The sequence below is a fragment of the Paratractidigestivibacter faecalis genome, from assembly GCF_003416765.1.
In the GTDB taxonomy this organism is placed as follows: Bacteria; Actinomycetota; Coriobacteriia; order Coriobacteriales; family Atopobiaceae; genus Paratractidigestivibacter; species Paratractidigestivibacter faecalis.
The window spans coordinates 335,260-360,223 of the sequence record NZ_QSNG01000001.1; the positions used below are offsets into that span (position 1 = coordinate 335,260).

The following is a 24,964-nucleotide window of genomic DNA, read 5'->3' on the forward strand; positions in this document are numbered from 1 at the left end:
GGCCCACCCGGGCCCGCAAGAAGAAGGGAAGGCATCATGTCCAAGTTCAACCTCGATCGTCGTCAATTCATCACCGCCAGCGGTCTCACCGCGGCAACTGCGGCCCTCACACTCGCCGGCTGCGGCGGGTCCTCCGACTCCGGCAAGTCCGACGCCGGCACCTCCGATGGCGGCGAGAAGAAGTCCGGCTACAAGGTCGCCATGATCATGTCCGGCATCATCACCGACGGCGGCTGGGACCAGGGCCACTACGAGTCTCTCAAGCGCGCCTGCGAAAAGCACGCCGATTGGGAGATGCTCGAGCCCAAGGAGAACACCGCCGACGCCGACGCCGCCACCGCCGCCGAGTCCTACATCGACCAGGACGTCGACCTCATCGTCGGCAACGGCAACCAGTTCGCCTCCGCGTGGGCCGAGGTCATCGCCGACGCCGCCCAGAGCCACCCCAACGTCCACTTCCTCATCACCAACACCGACCCCGAGTCCGAGATGGGCGACTACGAGAACACCGACAACGTCGAGACCGTCCTTCCCGACTTCACGCAGCTGGGCGCCCTCGCCGGTGTCGTCGCTGGCCTCATGACCCAGAACAAGTCCATCGGCTTCATCGGCGGCATGAAGCTCCCGAGCACCATCAACAAGTACTCCGCCTACCTCGCCGCCGCGCAGAAGATCGACCCCTCCATCAAGGGCCAGTACAACTTTGAGGCCGGCTTCACCGACGCCTCCCTGGGCACCAAGCTCGCCGAGCAGTGGATCAACACCAACAACGTCGACGTCATGTGGGGCGACGCCTCCGCAGTCGACAACGGCGTGCGCAAGGCCCTCGAGAACGCCGGCGCCGACTCCCACTTCGACATCGCCCAGCCGATTGACATCATGGGCGACTCCCAGCCCACGGTTGTGACCTCCACGATTACCGACTGGAAGATCGACCAGGCCATGGACGAGATTGTGGCCGGCACCTTCGGCGGCGGCAAGGCCATCACCGCCAACATGGACAACGGTGGCGTCTCCCTGGGCGAGTTCTCCTCCAAGATCCCCGAGGACATCAAGTCCAAGATCGAGGAGTACGCCGAGCAGGTCAAGGCCGGCACCTTCGTCACCGAGGACGAGGTCAACGCCATTAAGAGCACCCTCTAGCAGGTTCTTTGCCCTTCTCGCCGTATGGGCGACGGGCATTGGGCGGCTTGAGTGAGCAGGGGCGGGGCGCGTCTTGGCGTTCCGCCCTTTTCTTTAGGGGCCGCCCGTTTGCGCAGAAAGGAAGACCATGGAAGACAGCAACCTCACAAGGCGCCAGGCCCTGGGGATTCTTGGCGCGGGACTCGCCCTGGCCGCAGTGCCTCTCTCCGGATGCTCGGGCTCGGCCGAGGAGGGAGGCAAGACGTCTTCCCGTAAGGCGGGGATCATCCTCAGCGGTCCCGCAAACGACGGGGGTTGGGGCCAGAGCCACTACGAGTCGCTCAAGACCGCCTGCGCCGAGCGCTCCGGCTGGAAGATCGTCGACCCACGCGAGAACGCCTCCCCCACGGAGGCCGCCGACGAGGCGCAGTCCTATGTGGATCAGGGGGTCGACCTCATCATCGCTGCCGGCACGCAGTTTCCCGACTCACTGAGGAAGGTCGTCGCCGACGCCGCAAAGAAGCGCCCGGAGGTGAAGTTCCTCTTCACTAACGTCTCCGCGGACGACCTTGCGGGGTACGACTCCGTCGAGAACCTCGAGACGGTCCTTCCCGACAACGTGCAGCTCGGGCAGCTCGCGGGCGTCGTTGCGGGCCTCATGACGAGCACCAACAAGATCGGCTTCGTGGCAGGCATGGAGCTCTCCTCCTCCAAGGAGAAGTTCGACGCCTACCTTGCCGCCGCCAAGAAGGTCAACGCATCGGTCGAGGGCTTTGCGGACTACACCGCGGGCTACACCGAGGCCTCGCAGGGCCGCTCCGTTGCGGCGACGCTCATTGCCCGAGACGGCGTTGACGTCATCTGGGGCGATGCCTCTGCGGCCGAGAACGGCGTGCGCAGCGCTCTTGAGCAGGCTGGCGCGGACTCCCACTTCAACATCGCGCAGCCCGTGGACATCGCCGGCTCCGGCCAGCCCACGGTCATTGCCTCCACGGTCGTGGACTGGATGATTGGCCAGGCCATGGACCGCATCGAGTCGGGGGAGTACGGCCGCGGCCACGTCACCGAGGCAAACCTCGACAACGGCGGCGTCTTTCTGGGCGAGCTCTCGATCAAGGTCCCCAATGACGTCAAGGAGAAGATCGAGGGCTACGTCTCCCAGATCAGGGACGGCAAGTTCTAGCAGTTACGTACCGTTTGCTGCCGTTTGCCGAGTTCTTCTTGGCAAAGCAACAGTTGTTGGTAGAGTCAAACCCATTGGTTCTAACAGGGACCGGTTTGCTATCTAAGGCATGACAAGAAGGGGAGAAACAATGAGGGATTCCATGAACGTTACGAGGCGTGACGCCATCAAGCTCGGCGCCGGCACCATGGCCGCTGCCGCTGCCGTCTCGCTGGCCGCCTGCGGCGGTTCTTCTTCGTCCGACTCCAGCTCCAGCGCCTCCGGCAGCGAGGAGAAGTCCAGCTACAAGGTCGCCATCGTCATCTCCGGCCCCGCCCTCGACGGCGGCTGGGGCCAGGGCCACTACGAGTCCCTGAAGAAGGCCTGCGAGGGCCACTCCAAGTGGGAGATGCTTGAGCCCAAGGAGAACACCGCCGCCTCCGACGCCGCCACCGCCGCCCAGTCCTACGTCGACCAGGACGTCGACCTCATCATCGCTGCCGGCAACGAGTTTGCCTCCGACTGGGCCGAGGTTGTCACCGAGGCCGCCGAGAGCCACCCCGACGTGCACTTCCTCATGACCAACACCGACCCCAAGACCGACCTCGCCGACTACGAGGACCTGTCTCACCTCGAGACCGTCCAGGTCAACCTCAAGCAGTCCGGCGCCCTCGCAGGTGTCGTCGCCGGCCTCATGACCGCCAGCAACTGCATCGGCTTCGTTGGGGGCATGAGGATCCCGACGACCCTCACCAAGTACTCCGCCTACCTTGCCGCCGCCCAGAAGGTCAACCCGTCCGTCAAGGGCGTCTACAACTTCGAGGCCGGCTTCACGGATGCCTCCGCGGGCGTCAAGCTAACCGAGTCATGGATTGGCACCGACAACGTCGACGTCATGTGGTGCGATGCCTCCGCCGTCGACGGCGGCGTGCGCCAGGCCCTCGAGAACGCCGGCGCCGACAGCCACTTCAACATCGCCCAGCCGATCGACTGCGTGGGCGCCGACCACCCCTGCGTGATCACCTCCACCGTCACCAACTGGATGATGGGCGAGGCCATGGACGCCATCGAGTCCGGCTCCTACGGCGATGGCAAGGTCATCGAGGCCAACATCGACAACGGCGGCGTCTATCTTGGCAAGTTCTCCGACAAGGTCCCGGCTGACGTCCAGTCCAAGGTCGAGGAGTACACCGAGCAGATCAAGGCCGACACCTTCATCACCGACGACGAGGTGGCCGCCATCAAGAGCGGCCTGTAGGACCGCCAGGCCCCCTCAAAGGCCCCATCCGCATCATCCCCAGAGGGCGTCCCGCGCATGCGGGGCGCCCTTTGTTTATAGGGGCCTCCGTGGGGCATAAGGGACGGCAAAGAGACGTGTAGCGTTGCATTTTAGATAGAATAACGGCAGCTCAGAGGGTATAAGTTAAAGAATCTTGATGCATACATGGGCAAAATCAGTCCGCTCGCGGAATCCTGAGCGACATGAGTCACTTGCTAGATAATAATTTATTGCCAAAGTGGTTCTGCTCTCCCTAAGGAGGGGGTATGGAAAAGCTCAAGGAGGTCGGCCGTCCCATCAAGCGCGTGGACGCCGCCGACAAGGTCACGGGCCGTGCCAAGTTCACGGACGACCTGTGCCCAAAGCCGTGCCTGGAGGCAAAGATTCTGCACTCCACCATCGGCAACGGACGCGTCGTCTCCATGGACACGAGCGAGGCACTCAAGGTGCCGGGCGTCGTGGCCGTCTTCACGTGCTTCGACGTGCCTGACATCGTCTACCCGGTGGGCGGCCACCCCTGGTACGCGGACCGCGACGCCTCGCACCGAGACATCGCCGACCGCAAGCTCCTGGACGACCGCGTGCGCATCTACGGCGACAACATCGGCGTCGTGGTGGCCGAGGACACCGTGGCATGCGACCGCGCCCTCAAGCTCATCAAGGTGGAGTACGAGGAGTGGCCCGTGGTCTACGACCCCAAGGAGTCCCTGGCCCTTGGTGCCGCAGAGGGCGGCGCGGAGCACCCCGTGCAGGACCGCAAGCCCGACAACCTGGTGGCCCACACCCTCGCGGTGACCTCCGACGACAAGCTGGCCGCCCTCGGCTACTCCTCCGTGGAGGACGCCATCAACGACCCGGCCTACCACCACGTGAGCCTCCACATGGAGAGCCGCGAGCAGTCCCAGGTGCACATCGAGACCTGCACCTCCTACTGCTACATGGAGAACAACAAGATTGTGTGCGTCTCGTCCACGCAGATCCCGCACGTCGTGCGCCGCGTCATCGGCCAGGCGCTGGGCATCCCCTGGGGAGACGTGCGCGTCATCAAGCCCTACATCGGCGGAGGCTTTGGCACCAAGCAAGACGTGCACTACGAGCCGCTCAACGCCTGGGTCTGCAAGATGGTGGGCGGCCGCTGCGTGCGCATGGAGATCAGCCGCGAGGAGCTGTTCTGGGACACCTCGGGACGCCAGCCCAAGAGCTTTGACGTCGAGGCCTCCTGGGACGATGACATGAACCTCCATGCCCGCAAGATCTGCGCGTACTCCAACACGGGCGGCTACGGCCACCACGGCCACGCCCTTGTCCTCAACTCCGTAAACTCCTTCCGCTGGCTCTACCACACCCAGGAGAAGGCCGTTCGCTGCGAGGCGTACACCGCCTACACCAACGGCCCGCACACCGGCGCCATGCGCGCCTACGGCGTGCCCGAGGGCAACTGGGCGGCCGAGTGCCTCATGGGCGACATCGCCTACGACATGGGCTGGGACGGCGTGGAGTTCCGCCTCAAGAACGTCTACACCGACCAGTTCGTCGACGAGTTCACGCCGGGCGGCGTCATCGCGGCCCACACGTGCGCCATCCCGGAGTGCGTGGAGAAGGGCAAGGCCTACATCGAGTGGGACAAGAAGAAGCGCGAGTACGCCAACGAGACCGGCCCCATCCGCCATGGCGTGGGCGTCTCCTTCTTCGTGTACAAGACGGCCGTCGCGCCGTTTGCGCTGGAGACCGCCACGGCCGCGGTGACGCTCAACCAGGACGGCACCATCCAGCTGCAGATGGGTGCCACCGAGATCGGCCAGGGCGCCGACACGGTCTTCTCGCAGATGGCTGCCGAGGCCATCGGCGTGCGCACCGAGGACGTCCACATCGTGAGCTTCCAGGACACCGACGTCACGCCCTACGACACGGGCGCCTACGCCTCCCGCCAGACCTACGTCAGCGGCACGGCCGTCAAGAAGGCCGGAGAGACGCTGCGCAAGAAGATCCTGGACTACGCGCGCTTTGTGTACCCCAACGCGCAGGGTGAGCTCACGCTGGAGGACGGCGTGGTGCTGGACGCCCTGGGCCACAAGGTGGTTGACCTGGCAACGCTGGGTCTGGACTCCTACTACAACATGGACCACGCCTGCCAGCTCCACGCGCGCGAGACCATCAACGTTCACACCAACGCCATCGCCGGCGGCTGCACCTTCGCCGACGTCACGGTCGACATGCCCCTGGGCAAGGTGACGGTCAACAAGATCATCAACGTCCAGGACTCCGGCCGCCTCATCAACCCCAAGCTGGTGGAGCAGCAGATTCACGGCGGCATGGCCCAGGGCATTGGCTACGGCCTCTTCGAGGAGCTGCAGGTTGACCCCAAGACCGGCCGCGTGCTCAACCCCACGCTGCTTGACTACAAGATCCCGACCATGATGGACCTGCCTGACCTGGCCGCGGACTTCGTCGAGAAGCCTGACCCCACGGGCCCCTACGGCAACAAGGCGGTGGGTGAGACGCCGGCCATCAGCCCGGCGGCCGCCATCCGCGACGCCATCCTGGATGCGACTGGCTGCAAGTTCTACGTCGAGCCCATGACGCCCCAGCGTCTCTTCGAGGGCTTCAAGGAAGCGGGGCTGATCTAGATGTACGACATCGAGTCTCTGTACGAGGCCACGAGCGTGGCCGACGCCTGCCGCGCCCTGGCCGCCGACCCCACGGCCGAGGTCATCGCCGGCGGCACCGACGTGCTGGTGAAGCTGCGCGAGGGCAAGGGTGCCCCCGCCCACCTGGTCTCCATCCACGAACTGCACGACGAGCTCGACGGCGTCACGCTCGCCGAAGACGGCACGGTGGAGATCGGCCCCATCACGTGGTTCCACCACGTGACCACGAGTCCCGTGATCCAGGCCACCGTCCCCACGCTGGGCGACGCCTGCGACACGCCCGGCGGCCCGCAGCTGCGCGTCTCGGGCACCATCGGCGGCAACGTCTGCACGGCGGCCACCTCGGGCGACTCCGCCTCCACGCTCTTTGCCTACGGCGCCCTCCTGGACGTGGCGAGCGTCCGCGGCACCCGCACCATCCCCATCGAGGAGTGGTACGCGGGCCCCGGCCGCTCCCACAAGGAGCGCGACGAGCTTCTCGTCAAGATCCGCATCCCACGCAGCCACTACGAGGGCTTCACGGGTCACTACTTCAAGTACGGCAAGCGCAACGCCCTCGAGATCACCACCATGGGCTGCTGCTGCCTGGTCAAGCTGGCGGCCGACAAGAGCATCATCGAGGACATCCGCCTGGCCTTTGGCGTGGCTGGCCCCACGCCCATGCGCGCGCTTGCCGCCGAGGACGCCGTGCGCGGCCTGCCCGTGGCCGAGGCCGCCGAGAAGGTCGGCGAGCTCGCGGCCGGCTGCACCAACCCGCGCGACTCCTGGCGTGCGTCCAAGGAGTTCCGCCTGCAGCTCATCAAGGAAATGTCGAAGCGCTCCCTCATCTATGCGGCGCGCAGGGGAGGGGCTGATATCTAATGGACATGAAGGTCCTCAAGTGCACCGTCAACGGCAAGCCCGTGCAGGTGGGCTATGACCCGCGCGAGTCGCTGCTGGACACGCTGCGCAACCGCCTCGGCCTCACGAGCGTCAAGCGCGGCTGCGAGGTTGGCGAGTGCGGCGCCTGCACCGTGCTCATCGACGGCGTGGCCACTGACACCTGCCTGTACCTCACCGACTGGGCCCAGGGCAAGGAGATCCTGACCGTCGAGGGCCTACAGGCCCCAGACGGCACGCTCAACCCCGTCCAGCAGGCGTTTGTCGACGAGTTTGCCGTCCAGTGCGGCTTCTGCATCCCGGGCATCATCATGAGCGCCATGGAGATGGTCGACTCGGGCAAGACGTTCACGAGGGACGAGATCCGCAAGAACCTCTCTGGCCACCTGTGCCGCTGCACCGGCTACCAGAACGTGATCAACGGCGTCGAGAAGGCCATCGAGATAGTCCACGAGAAGGTCGGCGAGTAGGGCATTCCCGGCCACCGCGAGAAGGGCCCCTCCTTCCATGCAAAGCTACGCTTCGCAAAGAGCTTTGCCATGGAAGGAGGGGCCCTTCTCGCTGCGTTGGCGCTGGTGCCCTCCGGCTATGCCCAGCTCACGATGATTGTTGAGTCGTCGAGGGCGGCGCCCTGGCGGCTGGCGGCCTCGTCGCCCACGGTGACGTCGTAGCCCATGCGCGTGAGGTCGTTCACGAACTTTGCGGCCTTGGCGCTGAAGGTGTTGAGCAGGCGCGCCGTCTCGTAGTCGGAGATCACGCTCTGCTCGCGGTTGTAGATGATGGCGCAGATGGCGTCTGCCACCTGCGTGTTGCTGTTTGCCAGCAGATCGTTGTAGAAGGAGTTGCCCGTGCCCTTGCCGTCCAGCTCGCCGGGGGCAAACTTCACCGCCAGCGAGGTGCGGCCGTACTTGGCGTACATGCGCACGCGCGTGTTGGTACGAGCCATCGCGTTGCGCGTGGCCCAGCCCATCGCGTTCTCGGCCAGGGTGTCGGCCTCGGCGTGCTCCTCCTCGGGGTTTGCGCTCGCGGCGATCTGCCTTGCCTCTTCGGCGCGAATCATGTCAAGCATGCTATTCTCCCTTGCTTGTTGGCGCGTTGTCGCGCGTGGTGGCTTTCCCGGCCGCCGATTCCATCGGTTGGGCCTGCGCGCCCGCGCCGTCCTCCTGCCCATATAATAGGGGAGAACAACGTCAAGCACCCAAGGGGTTGAGCATGAATAGCAAGATCGCGGCGCTCATGCCGTTCGTGGACTTTCTCGGCGCGGCGCTGGGGTCGGCTACCGAGGTCGTCCTGCACGACCTCACCGAGCCCGAGAACTCTGTGGTCAAGATCGTGAACGGCCACGTCTCCGGCAGAAACGTCGGGGCGCCCGCAACGGACTTCGCCCGCGCCATCGTGCGCGAGTACGGCGACTCAAACATCAACTTTGTGACCGACTACGTCTGCAAGACCGTTGACGGCCGCCCGCTCCAGGGCTCCTCGTACTTCATCCGCGACGAGGGCGAGGTCGTGGGCATGATCTGCGTGAACATTGACCCGCAGCCCTTCCGCTCCCTGGAGGACGCGCTCAACGTCTTTATGGAGGCCTACCGCCATGGCGGCTCCGAGGAGTACCGCGACGCCAACCTGGACGCCGTCCGCGCCGCGTACAGCTCCTCCAGCGTGGAGACGCTGTCCCTGGGCGGCAACGACGCCGGCGTGGTCGAGCAGGTTCGCGCCCTCATGGCCTCCATGGGCAAGACGCCCTCGGAGCTTGACCAGGCCGGCCGCATGGAGGTCGTCCGCAAGCTCGAGGAGACGGGTGCTTTCCTCATCAAGGGCGCGGCGGCAGACGTGGCCTGCGAGCTGCACGTCTCGGTGCCCAGCATCTACCGCTACCTCCAGAAGGTCCGCCGGGAGGGCTAGGCCGTTGGCGTCACGGCGATAATTTCTTCTCGCCAAGTTGCCCCGGGCGCCGCGGCGCGTCTGGGGCAACTGGTCTGCACAGCGTTGTATTTACCCAGCTATATCGTCTAAAACGACAGCTCGCGACAAACGCCCGCCGCTTGCGCCACCGTTCCTACCGCTGGCGAGACTGGGCATCGTCTGCGAGCTCTGCGGCATCTACGTGCCCGACGCGGCCGCGCCAAGCCTCGTCACAGTTCCCGGCATAGGGAGAAGTGATTCCAAGATGGATTCCAAGACCGACTCCAAGTCCTTCGTCATCAAGGGTGACGTCTGCTACAGCACGAGCCCGCAGGAGGTCTCCTGCACCCAGGACGGCTACCTGGTCTGCGTCGACGGCAGGTCCGCCGGCGTCTTCGCCGAGCTCCCGCAGAGCTACGCCGACCTGCCCCTTATTGACTGCACCGGCCAGCTCGTGGTCCCCGGCATGAGCGACATCCACGTCCACGCGCCCCAGTACGCCTTCCGCGGCCTGGGCATGGACCTGGAGCTCCTTGACTGGCTGAACACCCACACCTTCCCCGAGGAGTCCAAGTACGCGGACCTCGCCTACGCCGGCGACGCCTACGAGATCTTTGCGGACGACCTGCGCCACAGCGCCACCACCCGCGCCGTCGTCTTCGGCACGCTGCACGTGCCCGCAACGGAGCTTCTCATGGACGACCTTGAGGCCACGGGCCTGGTCACCTACGTCGGCAAGGTCAACATGGACCGCAACAGCCCCGACAACCTGGTCGAGGGCTCCGAGGAGTCCGCCGAGGCCACCCGCGGGTGGGTGGCGGAAGTCGCCGGCCGCTACGAGCGCACGCACTCCATCATCACGCCTCGCTTCACGCCCAGCGTGACCGACGGCCTCATGGCCGAGCTCGCCGACATCGCCCACCAGAACGACCTGCCCGTCCAGAGCCACCTCTCCGAGAACCTCTCCGAGATCGGCTGGGTCAAGGAGCTCTGCCCCTGGTCCACCTGCTACGGCGACGCCTACGACCACTTCGGCCTCCTCGGCGAGAAGACCATCATGGCCCACTGCGTCTACTCCACCGACGAGGAGGTGGACCTGCTGCGCCGCACGGGCACCTACGTCGCCCACTGCCCGCAGTCAAACGCCCAGCTGGCAAGCGGTATCGCGCCCATCAGGCGCTACCTCGACCTCGGCATGAACGTGGGCCTGGCCACCGACGTGGCCGGCGGTGCCGACCTCTCCATGTGGCGCTGCATGGCCGACGCCGTGGCCGTCTCCAAGCTGCGCTGGCGCCTGGTCGACCAGTCGCTCTCGCCCCTCACCACGCAGGAGGCCTTCTGGATGGCCACCATGGGCGGCGGCTCCTTCTTCGGCAAGGTCGGCTCCTTCGCCGGGGGCTACGAGCTCGACGCCCTGGTCCTTGATGACTCCGCCATCCGCACCCCGCGAGACCTCACCGTCTGGGAGCGCCTGGAGCGCTACGTCTACCTGGCGGAGGAGGGCGGCTACCTCACCCGCAAGTTCGTCGCCGGCAGGCAGATCGACCTGGACTAGGCAACATAAGACCGGCCCTGCGCCAATGCGCCCGGCGAGAAGCACGCACTTCTCGCCGGGCGCTACTCTTAAGGGAGGGCGGGACCGTCGGGGGGCCGTCGGGGCCTTGGAAGGGGTCTCGGTGAGCGGTCGAGAAGGACCGTTCGCCGAATATGCGCACACGCCTCCTTCATTTGGGGAAGCCAAACCACAAGGGTCCGCAGGTCAGGACCCGGTGCCCGTCAGGCCCCCTAAAATCCTCCCTTGAATCTGGCAAAAAGTGTGCTTATATATCGAGTAACAAACGATTTGTTTGGCTTTCAAACAAAAAGTCGAATCCGCGTCAGAAAGACGCGGTGGATAGCGCGAAAGCGCGGAGGGGAGTCCTTCAGTGAGCGAGAAGATCCAGTGGGCCATCAACCAGATGCCCAAGAGCGATGATGCCCACCTCGGCATCATGTCCCTGGATAACGTTTCCAAGGCGCGTGCTTTCCACAAGAGCTTCCCCCAGTACTCCGTGACCCCGCTTGCCCGTCTTGACGGCCAGGCGGCTCGCCTGGGTCTGGGCAACCTCTGCGTCAAGGACGAGAGCTACCGCTTTGGCCTCAACGCGTTCAAGGTCCTGGGCGGCTCCTTCGCCATGGCCAACTACATTGCCGACGAGACCGGCAAGGACGTTGCCGACTGCACCTACGACTACCTGACCTCCGACGAGCTCGCCTCCGACTTTGGCCAGGCCACCTTCTTCACCGCCACCGACGGCAACCACGGCCGCGGCGTGGCATGGGCCGCCAACAAGCTCGGCCAGAAGGCCGTCGTGCACATGCCCAAGGGTTCCACCAAGCCCCGCTTCGACAACATCGCCGCCGAGGGCGCCACGGTGACCATCGAGGAGGTCAACTACGACGAGTGCGTCCGCATGGCGGCCGCCGAGGCCGACGCCTGCGAGCGCGGCGTCATCGTCCAGGACACCGCCTGGGAGGGCTACGAGAAGATCCCGTCCTGGATCATGGAGGGCTACGGCACCATGGCCTCCGAGGCTGCCGAGCAGCTCCGCGAGATGGCCATCAACCGCCCGACGCACGTCTTCGTGCAGGCTGGCGTGGGCTCGCTCGCCGGCGCCGTGGTCGGCTACTTCACCAACCTCTACCCCGACAACCCGCCCACCTTCGTCGTGGCCGAGTGCGCCCCTGCCGCCTGCCTCTACAAGGGCGCCGCTGCCGGTGACGGCGAGCCGCGCATCGTCGACGGCGACATGCCCTCCATCATGGCCGGCCTCTGCTGCGGCGAGCCCAACATCCTGGGCTGGGACATCCTGCGCAACCACGTGACCGCCTTCGTGTCCTGCCCGGACTGGGTCACCGCCCGCGGCATGCGCACCCTCGGCGCCCCCGAGAAGGGCGACCCGCGCGTCATCTCCGGCGAGTCCGGCGCCGTCACCACGGGCCTCGTCGAGACCCTCATGATGGACCCGGAGTACGCCGAGCTCAAGGAGGCCATCGGCCTGGACAAGACCAGCTCCGTGCTGTGCTTCTCCACCGAGGGCGACACCGACCCGGAGCAGTACCGCCGCATCGTGTGGGAGGGCGAGTACCCCACCTGCTAGCTACCTGCTGGGGGCGACAAGAACCTCTCGCCGCCGGAGAGGCAGTTGGGATAGTGCCGCCTGTAATGCCAAAATGTGTGTAAGAGTGGCCATCGAGAACAGAAAGGTTCAACAAAATGGCTAAGGATCTGGATTTCGAGCTCATCAAGAAGACCGCCCAGGACTATGGCAAGGACATGACCGCGTTCCTGCGCGCCATGATCTCCCACCCGTCCGAGTCCTGCGAGGAGGGCGAGGTCGTCGCCTGCATCAAGGCCGAGATGGAGAAGCTCGGCTTTGACGAGGTCAAGGTTGACGGCCTGGGCAACGTCATGGGCTTCATGGGCGACGGCGACAAGATCATCGCCATCGACTCCCACATCGACACCGTGGGCATCGGCAACCGCGACAACTGGGACTTCGACCCCTACGAGGGCTTTGAGGACGACCAGCTGATCGGCGGCCGCGGCGGCTCCGACCAGGAGGGCGGCATGGCCTCCGCCACCTACGCTGCCAAGATGATGAAGGACATGGACCTCATCCCCGAGGGTTACAAGGTCATGGTCGTCGGCACGGTCCAGGAGGAGGACTGCGACGGCATGTGCTGGCAGTACATCTACAACGTCGACGGCATCAAGCCCGAGTTCGTCATCTCCACCGAGCCCACCGACGGCGGCATCTATCGTGGCCACCGCGGCCGCATGGAGATCCGCGTTGACGTCCACGGCACCTCCTGCCACGGCTCCGCTCCCGAGCGCGGCGACAACGCCATCTACAAGATGGCTGACATCATCGCCGACGTCCGCTCCCTCAACAACAACGGCTGCGACGAGTCCACCGACATCAAGGGCCTCGTCAAGATGCTCGACCCCAAGTACAACCCCGAGCACTACGAGGACGCCCGCTTCCTGGGCCGCGGCACCTGCACCGTCTCCCAGATCTTCTACACCTCCCCGTCCCGCTGCGCCGTCGCTGACTCCTGCGCCATCTCCATCGACCGCCGCATGACCGCCGGCGAGACCTACAAGTCCTGCCTGGCCGAGGTCGAGAACCTGCCGTCCGTCAAGAAGTACGGCGACGACGTCAAGGTCTCCATGTACATGTACGACCGTCCGTCCTGGACCGGCGAGGTCTACGAGACCGAGGCCTACTTCCCGACGTGGATCAACAAGGAGTCCGCTCCTCACGTCAAAGCCCTCGTGGACGCCCACAAGGCCCTCTTCGGCGACGAGCGCATCGGCTGCGAGAAGTCCATGGACAAGCGCGCCGGCCGCCCGCTGTGCGACAAGTGGACCTTCTCCACTAACTGCGTCTCCATCCAGGGCCGCTACGGCATCCCCTGCGTCGGCTTTGGCCCCGGCGCCGAGTCCCAGGCCCACGCCCCCAACGAGGTGACCTACAAGCAGGACCTGCCGACCTGCGCCGCCCTCTACGTGGCCGCCCTCAACCTCTACGATCCCTCCCAGGCTGACGGCAACGCCACCACGTATCGTGCCGAGCTCACGGACAACGACATCCGCTAGCGTCACAATGAGGTTTGGCGGGGCCCGCACGGGCTGCGGGTCCCGCACCATCCGCAATTCCAACAAGGAGAGGAACAACATGAGCGAGATCCAGCAGTACATCGACGTGCTGAACGGCCTTGACTTCAAGGGCATGTACGGCAGCGACTTCCTGCACACCTGGGACAAGACCACCGACGAGCTGAAGGCCCTCTACGCCACCGCCGCTGCCCTGCGCAACCTGCGCGAGCGCAACATCTCCTCCAAGATCTTCGACTCCGGCCTGGCTGTGTCGCTCTTCCGCGACAACTCCACCCGCACCCGCTTCTCCTTCTCCAAGGCCTCCAACCTGCTCGGCCTCGAGCTTCAGGACCTGGACGAGAAGAAGTCCCAGATCGCCCACGGCGAGACCGTCCGCGAGACCGCTACCATGATCTCCTTCATGGCTGACGTCATCGGCATCCGCGACGACATGTACATCGGCAAGGGCGACGCCTACATGGCCGAGGTCTCCGAGTCCGTGCAGCAGGCCTACAACGACGGCGTTCTCGATCACCGTCCGACCCTGATCTCCCTGCAGTCCGACTCCGACCACCCCACCCAGTCCTCCGCCGACATGCTCTACCTCATCGAGGAGTTCGGTGGCCTGGAGAACCTCAAGGGCAAGAAGGTCGCCGTCACCTGGGCCTACTCTCCCTCCTACGGCAAGCCGCTGTCCTGCCCGCAGTCCCTCATCTCCCTGCTGCCACGCTTTGGCATGGACGTGACCCTGGCTCACCCCGAGGGCTACGACCTCATGCCCGAGGTCGTCGAGCGCGCCAAGGGCTACGCCGCCGAGAACGGCACCACCTTCAAGCAGGTCAGCACCATGGCCGAGGCCTTCGAGGGCGCTGACATCGTCATCCCCAAGTCCTGGGCTCCCTACGCCGCCATGGAGAAGCGCACCAACCTGTACGCCGAGGGCGACGACGCCGGCATCGCCGCTCTTGAGAAGGAGCTGCTCGCCCAGAACGCCACCCACAAGGACTGGTGCTCCACGACCGAGCTCATGGCCAAGACCGCCAAGGGCCAGCAGACCATCTTCATGCACCCGCTGCCTGCCGACATCTCCGGCGTCTCCTGCGAGCACGGCGAGGTCATGGCTGACGTCTTTGACATGCACCGCGACGGCATGTACAAGGAGGCCAGCTACAAGCCCTACGCCATTGCTGCCATGATGTTCCTCCAGAAGGTCGCCGATCCGGCCGCCACGCTGAAGGCCCTCGAGGAGCGCGCCACCGCTCGCTGGTACCAGGCCTAGTTCCAACGGGGCCTAGGGCCCAAAGAGATGGCTCCGCGGGCCCGTCCAAAAGCTCTTGCTTAGGGGCGGGCCCGCGTGTTTTTCCGGCGAGAAGAACGTGTTTCTCGCTGAACATCAATTGTTGAAGTAAAAGCGCCGCCACGGGGGAGGCTGGCGCGAGAGGAGAGATGGCCCCATGGGCAAGCGCATCGTCATCGCCCTCGGCGGAAACGCCCTCGGCAAGAACCTTCCTGAGCAGATGGAGGCGGTCCAGCACACCGCCCGCGCCATCGTTGACCTCATCGAGCAGGGCAACGAGGTCATCGTCGTCCACGGCAACGGCCCGCAGGTGGGCATGATCGCCAACGCCATGACCGAGCTCACCCGCTCCGACCCTCAGAAGTACATTCCGTGCCCGCTGTCCGTCTGCGGCGCCATGAGCCAGGGCTACATTGGCTACGACCTGCAGAACGCCCTGCGTGAGGAGATGGAGCGCCGCAACATCACGCGTGGCGTCGCCACCGTCCTGACGCAGGTCGAGGTCGACCCCGCCGACCCCGCCTTCCAGAACCCCACCAAGCCCATCGGCTCCTTCATGACCGAGGACGAGGCCGAGCAGCTCAAGCGCGACCGCGGCTATGACTTCGTCGAGGACTCCGGGCGCGGCTACCGCCGCGTCGTTGCCTCCCCCAAGCCTCGCCGCATCGTCGAGCTGGACACCATCTCCTCCCTCGTCGCGGCCGACCACGTGGTCATCGCCTGCGGTGGCGGCGGCATCCCGGTGCTGCCCACCGGCAACCACCACCTCAAGGGCGCCGCTGCCGTCATCGACAAGGACTTTGCCGCTGAGCTTTTGGCCGAGTCCTTGGACGCCGACTACCTCGTGATCCTCACCGCCGTGGAGAAGGTCGCCGTCAACTTTGGCAAGCCCGACCAGCAGTGGCTCGACGAGCTCACGCCCGAGACTGCCGGCAAGTACGTGGACGAGGGCCAGTTTGCCCCCGGCTCCATGCGGCCCAAGGTCCAGGCTGCCGTGAAGTTTGCCGAGTCCAAGCCCGGCCGCAGCGCGCTCATCACGCTTCTTGACCGCGCCGCCGACGGAATCGCCGGCAAGACGGGTACCATCGTTCGTGCGTAGCGTTTGCATGCCAGTTTGATCGAAAGGGGGCCGAGTCCTTTGAAGCCAGACCTGAGAGCGTACCTTCTGGGGTTCGAGGGTGCGCGCGTCTTTGGACCCGGCCCTCGCGAGCTCCTTGAGCGCGTGGAGTCCGAAGGCAGCCTTCGAGCTGCCGCCATCAGCATGGGCATGGCCTACACCAAGGCCAGCCGCATGGTGAAGGCGGCGGAGGCTTCCTTCGGATTTCCGCTTACGGAGCGCACCATCGGCGGCGTCGGCGGCGGCGGGAGCCGCCTGACCACCGAGGCGCGCGATCTTCTCGACCGCTACGAGGCCTTCGAGGCCGCTTGCGAGGACGACCTGCGCCGTAACTTCTCGGAGTGCTTCTCGGGCTTTGCCGACGTGCCGCGCATCGGCTGCGTGGTCATGGCCTCCGGCCTGGGGCGCCGCTTCAGGCATGCCGCCGGCGCCGCCCAGACCGATGCCCTGCCGGGCGCCGACGAGGACAAGCTCCTGCAGCCGCTCCTGGGCGTGCCGGTGCTGCAGCACACGCTCTCCTCGCTTCCCGAGAACATCCTCAACATCGTGGTGGTCACTCGCTCCGAGGCCGTCGAGGGCCTCTGCGAGGACCTTGGCGTGCGCTGTGTCCGCCACGCGGGCGCCTACCAGAGCGACACCATCCGCCAGGGCCTCCGTGCCCTCTCCGGCGTGCCCGGGTGCCTCTTCGTCCCCGGCGACCAGCCCATGGTCACCGAGGCCAGCGTGCGCGCCCTGGTGGGGGAGTACCAGCTTCACCCCGGCAGCATCGTCCGCCTGGCCTGGCGCGGCGTCCCGGCAAGCCCCATACTGTGGCCAAGCGAGGACCTGCCGGCCCTTGCCGCCCTGGAGGGTGACGCCGGCGGAAGCGCGCTTCTCGCCCGCCGAGAGGAGCTCGGGAGGAGGGTGCGCCTGGTCGAGGCTACCCACGAGCTGGAGGTTGCCGACGTCGACACCCCCGACGACCTGGAACGGATTGAGACACTGGTCCGAGATTGGGAGGAGCTGGTATGAGGATTCTTGCCAACGGAACGCTTGTCACGCCGGAGGGGCTGCGCCACGGCGACGTTGCCCTGGACGGCGACAAGATCGCCCGCATTGCCGCGCACATCGAGCCGGCCGACGGCGACGAGGTGGAGGACGTCCGCGGCTGCTGGGTGTTTCCCGGCTTCATCGACGGTCACACGCACATGCAGTGCTGGACCGGAATAGACTGGACGGCCGACAGCTTCGAGACGGGCACGCGTGCCGCCGCCTGCGGCGGAACTACGACCATCGTTGACTACGCCACGGCCGACCGCGGCGTGACCATGCCCGATGCCCTTGACGAGTGGCACCGCCGCGCGGACGGCACCTGCACGGCAAACTATGCCTTCCACATGGCCCTGGCCGAGTGGAACGAGCGCAACCGCGAGGACCTGGCCGTCATGCGCGAGCGTGGCGTCTGCTCCTTCAAGACCTACTTTGCCTACGACCACCTGCGCCTCGACGACGCCGAGACCCTGGCCGTCATGGAGAGCCTGGAGCCCCTGGGCGGCACGCTCTGCGTCCACTGCGAGAACGGCACCCTCGTCAACGAGCTGCAGCGCCGCGTGTACGACGAGGGCATCCACGGGCCTGAGGGCCACCCCCTGAGCCGCCCCGTCGAGTGCGAGGCCGAGGCCATTAGCCGCCTGCTCTACCTGGCGCACCTGGCCGGCGACGCCCGCGTGAACGTGGTGCACCTCTCCACCAAGATGGGGCTGGACGCCATCCGCGCCGCCAAGGCCCGCGGCCAGCGCAACATCTTCGTGGAGACCTGCCCGCAGTACCTGCTGCTTGACGACACCTGCTTCCTTGAGCAGGGGGAGGACGGCCTTGCGGGCCTGGCCTACGTCATGAGTCCGCCGCCGCGCAAGCCCGTCGACCGCGCCGCCCTGCGCGAGGCGCTCCTGGCCGGCGAGATTGACACCATCGCCACCGACCACTGCTCCTTCAACATCCACGGCCAGAAGGACCGCGGCGCCGAGGACTTCCGCAAGGTGCCCAATGGCGGCGCCGGCGTGGAGCACCGTCCCGCCCTGGTGGCCACCACCTTCGAGGGCCAGCTTGGCCCGGAGGACCTGTGCCGCCTCATGAGCGAGAACCCCGCGCGCGTCTTTGGGATGTTCCCGCGCAAGGGCGCGCTCGTCGAGGGCGCCGACGCCGACGTCTGCGTCTGGGACCCCAAGGCAACCTGGACCATCAGCGCCGCCACCCAGCACCAGAACGTCGACCACACTCCCTACGAGGGCTTCGAGTGCCACGGCCGCGCGCACTTGGTCTACGTCAATGGCGATCTTGCCGCCCGTGACGGCGAGCCCACCGGTGCCATGCCCGGCCGCTATGTGGCAAGATAGGTTCCACGCGCCCGCCGGCACGTGCCCGCGGGCGTCAAGATACGACTTCGCAAAGGAGAACAGCATGTCCAACAAGGCCATCGTCACCGAGAAGGCCCCCGCCGCCGTCGGTCCCTACTCCGCCGCCATCCAGGCCGGCAACTGCATCCACGTCTCTGGTCAGCTGCCCATCGACCCCGCCACCGGCGCCTTCGCCGGCGAGGACATCGCCAGCCAGACCCGCCAGAGCCTGACCAACATCAAGAACATCCTCGAGGCCGCCGGCGCCTCCATGGCCAACGTCGCCGAGGTCACCGTCCTTCTCGACGACATCAACGACTTCGGCGCCATGAACGAGGTCTACGGCGAGTTCTTCTCCGAGCCGTACCCCTCCCGCGCCGCCTTCGAGGTTGCCGCCCTCCCCAAGGCCGCCAAGGTCGAGATCAAGGCCGTCGCCTACCTGTAAGGGCAAGGCCTCACCTATCCGGGTCTCATCCGGGCTCCTGCGACACCTATGCGCCCCTCGCGGCCATAGGTGTCGCTTTTTGTTGGGTGAGCTGAATAATGGTGTCTGGAGCTACTCCTGTGGGAGCTCGCTTCCGCAGTGCGGGCAGCGGGTGGCGCCGGGCTTGTGCTCCTCCAGGCAGAAGGGGCAGACGGGCACGGGCTCCTCGGCGGCCTGCTCGGCTGCGGCCCCGGTGAGCTTCTCGCTGAGGTCCTTTGCCTTGTTGAGAGCCTTGACCAGGCAGAACACCACAAACGCAACAATCAGGAAGTTGATGCAGGCACTGATGAACGCGCCGAAGTCGATGTCGGTGCCGGGAACCACCAGTCCCGAGATCTCTCCCGCGCCGCCGCCCGCCACCACGCTGATCAGCGGGTTGATGATGTTGTTGGTGAGCGCCGTCACGATGGACGTGAACGCGCCGCCGATGATGACGCCGACGGCCATGTCCATGACGTTGCCGCGGTTGATGAACTCCTTGAACTCGTTGATGAACTTGCGCACGGGCGCTCCTCTCCCCATCCGGTGACCAAACCCCTCAAGTTTACGTCGCCCTCAACCCCGCCGCCTGGCGAGAAGCGCGCGCTTCTCGCCGCCCGAATCCCACCGCTCGCCCGAGCGTTGGGTCAATGCGGATATAACGCCAAACAAAAAGTATGGTCAAATCAAACCCAGTCTTGAAGCACGGTCGAGAGTGGAGGCGCAGACGTGCGCTTCTCGGCGCGGCTAGGGAAAGGAGAGGTATGGACCTCAAGAAGGAGAGGGTCGCCATCGTTGCCGCCGGCGCGGTCATCGGTGTCATTGCGGCCATGCTGGTGTTCTTCGGGAACCCGGCCAACATGGGCTTCTGCATAGCCTGCTTCATCCGCGACACGGTGGGTGGCCTGGGCCTTCACCGCGCCGAGGCCGTGCAGTACATCAGGCCCGAGATCGTGGGCCTCGTGCTGGGCAGCTTCCTCATCGCCATCGGAAAGGGCGAGTGGCAGGCCCGCGGCGGCTCCGCCCCGCTCACCCGCTTCGTGCTGGGCTTCTGCGTCATGGTGGGCTGCCTCATGTTCCTGGGCTGCCCCTTCCGCATGATCTTGCGCATCGCCGGCGGAGACCTCAACGCCGTCGTTGGCCTCGTGGGCTTTGCCTGCGGCATCCTGACCGGCACCTGGTTCCTCAACCACGGCTACTCGCTCGGCCGCACCTACAGGCTTCCCGCCTCCGAGGGCGCCGCGTGGCCCATCATCCAGGTCGCCATCCTGGTGCTGCTCGTCGTGGCCCCCGCGTTCATCTTCTTTAGCCCCGAGGGCTCCGGCCCCGGAGCCAAGCACGCCGCCATCGCCATCTCCCTGGCTGCCGGCGTCATCGTGGGCGCCCTGGCCCAGCGCACCCGCCTCTGCATGGTCGGCGGCATCCGCGACATGATCCTCTTCCGCGAGCCCAAGCTCCTCATGGGCTTCGGCGCCATTCTCGTTGGTGCCCTGGTGACCAACCTCGTGCTCACCGCCACCACCGGCAACGCCTACTTCAACCTGGGCTTCGAGGGCCAGCCCGTGGCCCACAACGACGCCGTCTGGAACTTCCTCGGCATGGCCCTGGCCGGCCTCGGCTGCGTCCTTCTGGGCGGCTGTCCGCTGCGTCAGCTCGTCCTTTCCGGCGAGGGCAACGGCGACTCCGCCATGGCCATCCTCGGCCTTGCCGTGGGCGCCGCGTTCTGCCACAACTTTGGCCTGGCTTCCAGCGCCAAGGGCGCCACGCCCGCCGGCCAGGTGGCCGTCGTCATCGGCCTCGTGGTGGTCGTCGCCATCGCCTGCGCCAACAGCATCTGCAAGAAGAAGGCCTAGGGGAGAAGAACATGGAGACTTTGGATGCACGTGGGCTTTCCTGCCCGGAGCCGGTTGTCATGATGCGCCAGGCGCTCTTCGAGAAGCCGGCGGCCGCCCGCATGATCGTGGACGCCGTCGCCGCGCGCGAGAACGTCACTCGCTACGCAAAGAGTCAGGGCTACGACGTCGCCGTCACCGAGGGCGACGGCGAGTGGACCCTCGACGTCACCCGCGTCTAGGACGGTTCCCTCACATGGCCAGGATAGCGACGTTCTTCTCGCACTTTGGCGCCGTGAGATTCCGGCGGCTGTGCCGGGCCCGTGGCGTCGAGGTGGAGCTCATGCCCGTGCCGAGGTCCCTCTCAAGCAGCTGCGGGACGTGTGCCCGCTTTGAGGGAGACCCACTCGCGCCGGGGGAGGCTTGGCCCGAGGAGGTCGAGCTCGTGGCGGAGGAGACCGGCTCCGCCGCGCTACCCTATGAGGTGACCTGGCGCGCTGAGGGCGCGTAACGCAAACAGACAAGTACCCAGCGGGGCGTCCGTCCAGGTGACGGGCGCCCCAAGCCAAAAAGGGAGAAAGACATGGACATGACGGGCGTGCGTCTGACCGAGCTGGTGGAGGCCGCCGGCTGCGCGGCAAAGATCGCGCCGGGCGCGCTGGCAAAGGTGCTGGGGGACCTTCCCCGCACGGAGGACCCCAACCTGCTCGTGGGCTTCGACGCCTCCGACGATGCGTGCGTCTATGACCTGGGCGACGGTCGCGGCCTGGTGCAGACCTGCGACTTTTTCCCGCCCATGGTGGACGACCCCTTCCTGTTTGGCCAGGTGGCGGCCGCAAACGCGCTTTCTGACGTCTATGCCATGGGCGGCGAGCCCAAGCTGGCGCTCAACCTGCTGTGCTTTCCCAACTGCCTGGGCATAGAGGTCGCGGGGCAGATCCTGGCCGGCGGCGCCGACCGCTGCCAGCTGGCGGGCTGCGTGGTCGCCGGCGGCCACTCCATCAACGACCACGAGCCCAAGTACGGCCTCTCCGTCACGGGCTTCGTCCAGCTTGACGGGCTTCTCGCCAACGCGGGGGCCAAGGTGGGGGACGCCCTGGTGCTCACCAAGGCCCTGGGCACGGGCGTCATCACCACGGCGTACAAGGGCGGCCTGCTTGACGAGGCCGGCGTCCGCGTGGCGACGGACTCCATGATCCGCCTGAACGACACGGTCGGCCGCGTGGGCGGAGACATCGTCCGCCACGCCTGCACCGACGTCACGGGCTTCTCGCTCATGGGCCACTCCTGCGAGATGGCCGAGGCCTCGGGCGTCACGCTCCAGATCGACGCCGACGCGGTGCCCATGCTTGACGGTGCGCGCGAGATGGCCCGCATGGGCATGCTGCCTGCGGGCGCCTACCGCAACCGCGACTTCTTTGGGCCGCGCGTTCAGATGGGTCCCGACGTGCCGCTTGACCTGGCGGACGTCCTGTTTGACCCCCAGACCTCCGGCGGCCTGCTGGTGAGCGTCGACGCCTCGCAGGCAGACGCGCTCGTCTCTCGCCTGCGCGACGAGGGCCTGCCTGCGGCCGTCATCGGCCAGGTGGCCGAGCGCGGTCAGAAGAGCGTCGAGGTCAGGTAGCCCATCTGGCCTGGCACGGCACCCGCGTCAGGTCAGCTTTTGCACAGAAATCCCCTTCGTGTGAGCATTTCGGAAAACTCTGTGCAGAAGCCCCCTTCGTGTGAGCCTGTTTTCGGCCTCGGTTGAGTAGCTCAAATTTGCCAACTGGCCTTTTGTCGGCGATTGGGTCTCAAAACCAGCAAAACCGGCAAAAATGGGCTCACACGAAGGGGGCTTCTGCACAAGATTTTCCGAAACACTCACACGAAGGGTGGTTCTGCGCAAGACGTGCGGCCCCAACGGGCCTGGGGCCGCCTCCAACCCCTTCTTGCTAGACTACTGGCGAGACAAAACACGCCCGCCATGCCTTGGCGGAGCCGAATGGGGGACCAATGGCCCAGAACGCAAACGACCTTCCCGAGCAGGCGACGCTCTTTGGAGGCGCCGCTCCCGCCGTGCCGGCAAAGAGCCCGCGCGCCCGCGCCGCGGAGCTCAACCGCCTGCTCAACACCTATGCCTACCAGTACTATGCCCTGGATGACCCGCAGGTCACGGATGCCGAGTTCGATCGTCTGCTCCGCGAGCTGCAGGCCATCGAGGAGGTCCATCCGGAGCTCGTGACCCCAGACTCCTACACGCAGCGAGTCGGCGGCTACGTCTCCGAGCAGTTCGAGCCCGTCCGCCACGCCCAGCGCATGTACTCCATCGACGACGCCATGAACCTCGAGGAGCTTGACGAGTGGCTCGCCCGCACGGACGAGCTCCTCGGCTCCACGCCGGAGCATCCCGTCGCCTACACCTGCGAGCTCAAGATCGACGGCCTGGGCGTTGCCCTCACCTACCGCGACGCCCAGTTCGTGCGCGCCGCGACGCGCGGCGACGGCACCACCGGAGAAAACGTCACCGCCAACGTCCTCACCATCGGCGACATCCCCCATGCCCTCGCGCAGGCGGGTCTCGCGCGCGTGGCCGACGGAGGCCTCGGCCAGTCCGTGGAGGTCCGCGGCGAGGTCTACATGCCCAAGCACAGCTTCGTCCGCCTGAACGAGGACGCAGACGCCGCCGGCCGCGAGCCCTTCGCCAACCCCAGAAACGCCGCCGCGGGAAGCCTTCGCCAGAAGGATCCCAAGGTCACGGCCGTGAGGGACCTGGAGACCTTCATCTACGCCGTGGCCGACGAGGCGCCCCTCGCCGTCACCACCCAGTGGCAGTTCCTCCAGTGGCTGCGCGACTGCGGCTTCAACGTCAACCCCAACGCCGCCCGCTGCACGAGTGCTCGCGAGGTCCACGAGTTCTGCGCCAACGCCCTTGCCCACCGCGAGGACCTCGACTACGACATCGACGGCGTCGTGGTGAAGGTCGACTCCTTCGACGGCCAGGCTGCCCTGGGCTTCACCGCCCGCGCCCCGCGCTGGGCCATTGCGTTCAAGTTCCCCCCAGAGGAGAAGCGCACGGTCCTTCGGGAGATTCGCGTCCAGGTCGGCCGTACCGGCGTGCTCACCCCGGTCGCGGAGTTCGATCCGGTGCTGGTCGCGGGCTCGACCATCGCCCGCGCCACGCTGCACAACATCGACGAGGTGCGCCGCAAGAACGTCCGCGTGGGTGATACCATCGTCGTCCACAAGGCCGGCGACGTCATCCCCGAGGTCGTGGGCCCCGTGCTTGAGCTGCGGCCCGAGGGCTCCGTTGACTGGGAGATGCCCTCTGCCTGCCCGTCTTGCGGGTCCCCCGTCATTCGCGAGGAGGGCGAGGTCGCCTATCGCTGCGTCTCCATCGACTGCCCCGCCCAGGCAACCGAGCGCCTCATCCACTGGGGCAGCCGCAACGCCATGGACATTGACGGCCTGGGAGACGAGATAGTCTCCCGTATGGTCGAGCAGGGCCTGCTCACCGACGTCGCCGACTTTTACGACAAGCTCACCGAGGAGGCCCTGTCCGAGGTGTCCTGCGGCCGGCAGACCGTGGACGGCGATGACATCGTGGTGGGCAAGACCATCGCCGCCAAGGTCATGGCCCAGGTCAACGAGTCGCGCGGCCGCGGCCTGGCCAGGGTCCTCTTCGGCCTGGGCATCCGTCACGTCGGCGCCAACGTGGCCCGCGCCCTGGCAACGCACTTCCGCAGCATGCAGGCCCTCATGACCGCCGCTCCCGAGGACATCGCCGCCATCGACGGCGTCGGTCCCAAGATCGCCGCCTCGGTCCACGAGTTCTTCTCCGTAAAGAAGAACGTCGCCGTCGTGGAGCGCCTGCGCGAGGCGGGCGTCGTCCTTGAGGAGGAGGTCGAGGAGCCCGACGCTCCCCAGACCCTTGCGGGGCTCACCTTCGTCCTCACCGGCACGCTCCAGAACTACAAGCGCACCGAGGCGGCCAAGCTCCTCGAGGCCATGGGCGCCAAGTGCACCGGCTCGGTCTCCAAGAAGACCAGCTACGTCATCGCCGGCGAGGCCGCCGGCTCCAAGCTCGCCAAGGCCGAGCAGCTGGGCGTCCCCGTCCTCGACGAGTCCGCCTTGGAGCAGATCCTTACCACGGGCCAGGTCCCCGCCCTTTAGCCAGGCGGCAAAGCCGATGGACAAAAGCAAGCCCCCTGGGTCTCTCGCCGGCAACATCCTCAGCCGCGCAAAGAGCGTCGAGGACTGAGTC

General features: G+C 66.3%; 22 protein-coding genes. 20 read left to right on the top strand and 2 right to left on the bottom strand.

Translation table 11 applies throughout. The features are described 5' to 3' along the window. Nucleotides 1-36 precede the first annotated feature (36 nt). The 6 genes from DXV50_RS01385 (at nucleotide 37) to xdhC (ending at nucleotide 7,560) form a co-directional block, all read left to right on the top strand. Nucleotides 37-1,143, top strand: coding sequence for a BMP family lipoprotein (locus tag DXV50_RS01385; RefSeq protein WP_117204440.1), 1,107 nt, complete (start codon nucleotides 37-39; stop codon nucleotides 1,141-1,143). A gap of 127 nt (nucleotides 1,144-1,270) precedes the next feature. Next, a complete protein-coding gene (locus DXV50_RS01390) occupies nucleotides 1,271-2,305 on the top strand; it encodes a BMP family ABC transporter substrate-binding protein (protein WP_117204441.1) in 1,035 nt (344 codons plus the stop codon). A 130-nt stretch (nucleotides 2,306-2,435) separates the two neighbouring features. After that, nucleotides 2,436-3,542: a BMP family lipoprotein gene (locus tag DXV50_RS01395; protein ID WP_117204442.1), complete on the top strand. Its 1,107-nt coding sequence runs from the start codon at nucleotides 2,436-2,438 to the stop codon at nucleotides 3,540-3,542. A gap of 287 nt (nucleotides 3,543-3,829) precedes the next feature. Then, nucleotides 3,830-6,190, top strand: coding sequence for a xanthine dehydrogenase subunit XdhA (xdhA, locus tag DXV50_RS01400; protein WP_117204443.1), 2,361 nt, complete (start codon nucleotides 3,830-3,832; stop codon nucleotides 6,188-6,190). Then, the gene (xdhB, locus tag DXV50_RS01405) at nucleotides 6,191-7,072 is read left to right on the top strand and encodes a xanthine dehydrogenase subunit XdhB (protein ID WP_117204444.1); all 882 of its coding nucleotides are present in this window, start codon (nucleotides 6,191-6,193) and stop codon (nucleotides 7,070-7,072) included. Then, the gene (xdhC, locus tag DXV50_RS01410; RefSeq protein WP_117204445.1) at nucleotides 7,072-7,560 is read left to right on the top strand and encodes a xanthine dehydrogenase subunit XdhC; all 489 of its coding nucleotides are present in this window, start codon (nucleotides 7,072-7,074) and stop codon (nucleotides 7,558-7,560) included. The genes xdhB and xdhC overlap by 1 nt, the downstream gene beginning before the upstream one ends. Nucleotides 7,561-7,676: 116 nt before the next feature. On the opposite strand, the gene DXV50_RS01415 is transcribed toward xdhC, so the two are convergent. Next, complete coding sequence (locus tag DXV50_RS01415; protein WP_231996131.1) at nucleotides 7,677-8,159, bottom strand: hypothetical protein; 483 nt, start codon at nucleotides 8,157-8,159, stop codon at nucleotides 7,677-7,679. A 143-nt stretch (nucleotides 8,160-8,302) separates the two neighbouring features. On the opposite strand from DXV50_RS01415, the gene DXV50_RS01420 reads away from it, so the two are divergent. The 9 genes from DXV50_RS01420 (at nucleotide 8,303) to DXV50_RS01460 (ending at nucleotide 18,871) form a co-directional block, all read left to right on the top strand. Next, complete coding sequence (locus tag DXV50_RS01420) at nucleotides 8,303-8,995, top strand: helix-turn-helix transcriptional regulator (RefSeq protein WP_117204446.1); 693 nt, start codon at nucleotides 8,303-8,305, stop codon at nucleotides 8,993-8,995. A gap of 265 nt (nucleotides 8,996-9,260) precedes the next feature. Then, a complete protein-coding gene (locus DXV50_RS01425) occupies nucleotides 9,261-10,550 on the top strand; it encodes an amidohydrolase family protein (protein ID WP_117204447.1) in 1,290 nt (429 codons plus the stop codon). Between the two features lie 370 nt (nucleotides 10,551-10,920). Beyond that, on the top strand, nucleotides 10,921-12,135 hold the full coding sequence (dpaL, locus tag DXV50_RS01430) for a diaminopropionate ammonia-lyase (RefSeq protein WP_117204448.1): 1,215 nt from the start codon (nucleotides 10,921-10,923) through the stop codon (nucleotides 12,133-12,135). Nucleotides 12,136-12,251: 116 nt separating this feature from the next. Further along, nucleotides 12,252-13,637 (top strand): YgeY family selenium metabolism-linked hydrolase, encoded by a 1,386-nt coding sequence (locus DXV50_RS01435; protein ID WP_198666373.1) that lies wholly within the window; start codon nucleotides 12,252-12,254, stop codon nucleotides 13,635-13,637. A 79-nt stretch (nucleotides 13,638-13,716) separates the two neighbouring features. Continuing rightward, nucleotides 13,717-14,916: a knotted carbamoyltransferase YgeW gene (ygeW, locus tag DXV50_RS01440; RefSeq protein ID WP_117204449.1), complete on the top strand. Its 1,200-nt coding sequence runs from the start codon at nucleotides 13,717-13,719 to the stop codon at nucleotides 14,914-14,916. A 175-nt stretch (nucleotides 14,917-15,091) separates the two neighbouring features. After that, entirely contained in the window at nucleotides 15,092-16,033 is a 942-nt protein-coding gene (gene arcC / locus DXV50_RS01445) for a carbamate kinase (RefSeq protein ID WP_117204450.1), read from the top strand. Between the two features lie 39 nt (nucleotides 16,034-16,072). Further along, complete coding sequence (locus DXV50_RS01450) at nucleotides 16,073-17,062, top strand: NTP transferase domain-containing protein (protein WP_117204451.1); 990 nt, start codon at nucleotides 16,073-16,075, stop codon at nucleotides 17,060-17,062. Further along, nucleotides 17,059-18,426: a dihydropyrimidinase gene (gene hydA, locus DXV50_RS01455; protein WP_117204452.1), complete on the top strand. Its 1,368-nt coding sequence runs from the start codon at nucleotides 17,059-17,061 to the stop codon at nucleotides 18,424-18,426. The genes DXV50_RS01450 and hydA overlap by 4 nt, the downstream gene beginning before the upstream one ends. Nucleotides 18,427-18,490: 64 nt before the next feature. Then, the gene (locus DXV50_RS01460) at nucleotides 18,491-18,871 is read left to right on the top strand and encodes a RidA family protein (RefSeq protein WP_117204453.1); all 381 of its coding nucleotides are present in this window, start codon (nucleotides 18,491-18,493) and stop codon (nucleotides 18,869-18,871) included. A 111-nt stretch (nucleotides 18,872-18,982) separates the two neighbouring features. On the opposite strand, the gene mscL is transcribed toward DXV50_RS01460, so the two are convergent. Beyond that, a complete protein-coding gene (mscL, locus tag DXV50_RS01465) occupies nucleotides 18,983-19,414 on the bottom strand; it encodes a large conductance mechanosensitive channel protein MscL (protein WP_198666374.1) in 432 nt (143 codons plus the stop codon). A 239-nt stretch (nucleotides 19,415-19,653) separates the two neighbouring features. On the opposite strand from mscL, the gene yedE reads away from it, so the two are divergent. The 5 genes from yedE to ligA all read left to right on the top strand — a co-directional run bounded on the left by yedE (nucleotide 19,654) and on the right by ligA (nucleotide 24,873). Next, a complete protein-coding gene (gene yedE / locus DXV50_RS01470) occupies nucleotides 19,654-20,742 on the top strand; it encodes a YedE family putative selenium transporter (protein WP_117204455.1) in 1,089 nt (362 codons plus the stop codon). 11 nt (nucleotides 20,743-20,753) lie between these two features. After that, nucleotides 20,754-20,963 carry a sulfurtransferase TusA family protein gene (locus DXV50_RS01475; protein ID WP_117204456.1) on the top strand — a complete coding sequence of 70 codons (210 nt, stop codon included), beginning with the start codon at nucleotides 20,754-20,756 and terminating at the stop codon, nucleotides 20,961-20,963. 14 nt (nucleotides 20,964-20,977) lie between these two features. Then, nucleotides 20,978-21,232: a DUF3343 domain-containing protein gene (locus tag DXV50_RS01480; protein WP_117204457.1), complete on the top strand. Its 255-nt coding sequence runs from the start codon at nucleotides 20,978-20,980 to the stop codon at nucleotides 21,230-21,232. A gap of 78 nt (nucleotides 21,233-21,310) precedes the next feature. Continuing rightward, nucleotides 21,311-22,345: a selenide, water dikinase SelD gene (gene selD, locus DXV50_RS01485; RefSeq protein WP_117205948.1), complete on the top strand. Its 1,035-nt coding sequence runs from the start codon at nucleotides 21,311-21,313 to the stop codon at nucleotides 22,343-22,345. A gap of 371 nt (nucleotides 22,346-22,716) precedes the next feature. Beyond that, nucleotides 22,717-24,873 (top strand): NAD-dependent DNA ligase LigA, encoded by a 2,157-nt coding sequence (gene ligA / locus DXV50_RS01490; RefSeq protein ID WP_117204458.1) that lies wholly within the window; start codon nucleotides 22,717-22,719, stop codon nucleotides 24,871-24,873. Nucleotides 24,874-24,964 lie beyond the last annotated feature (91 nt).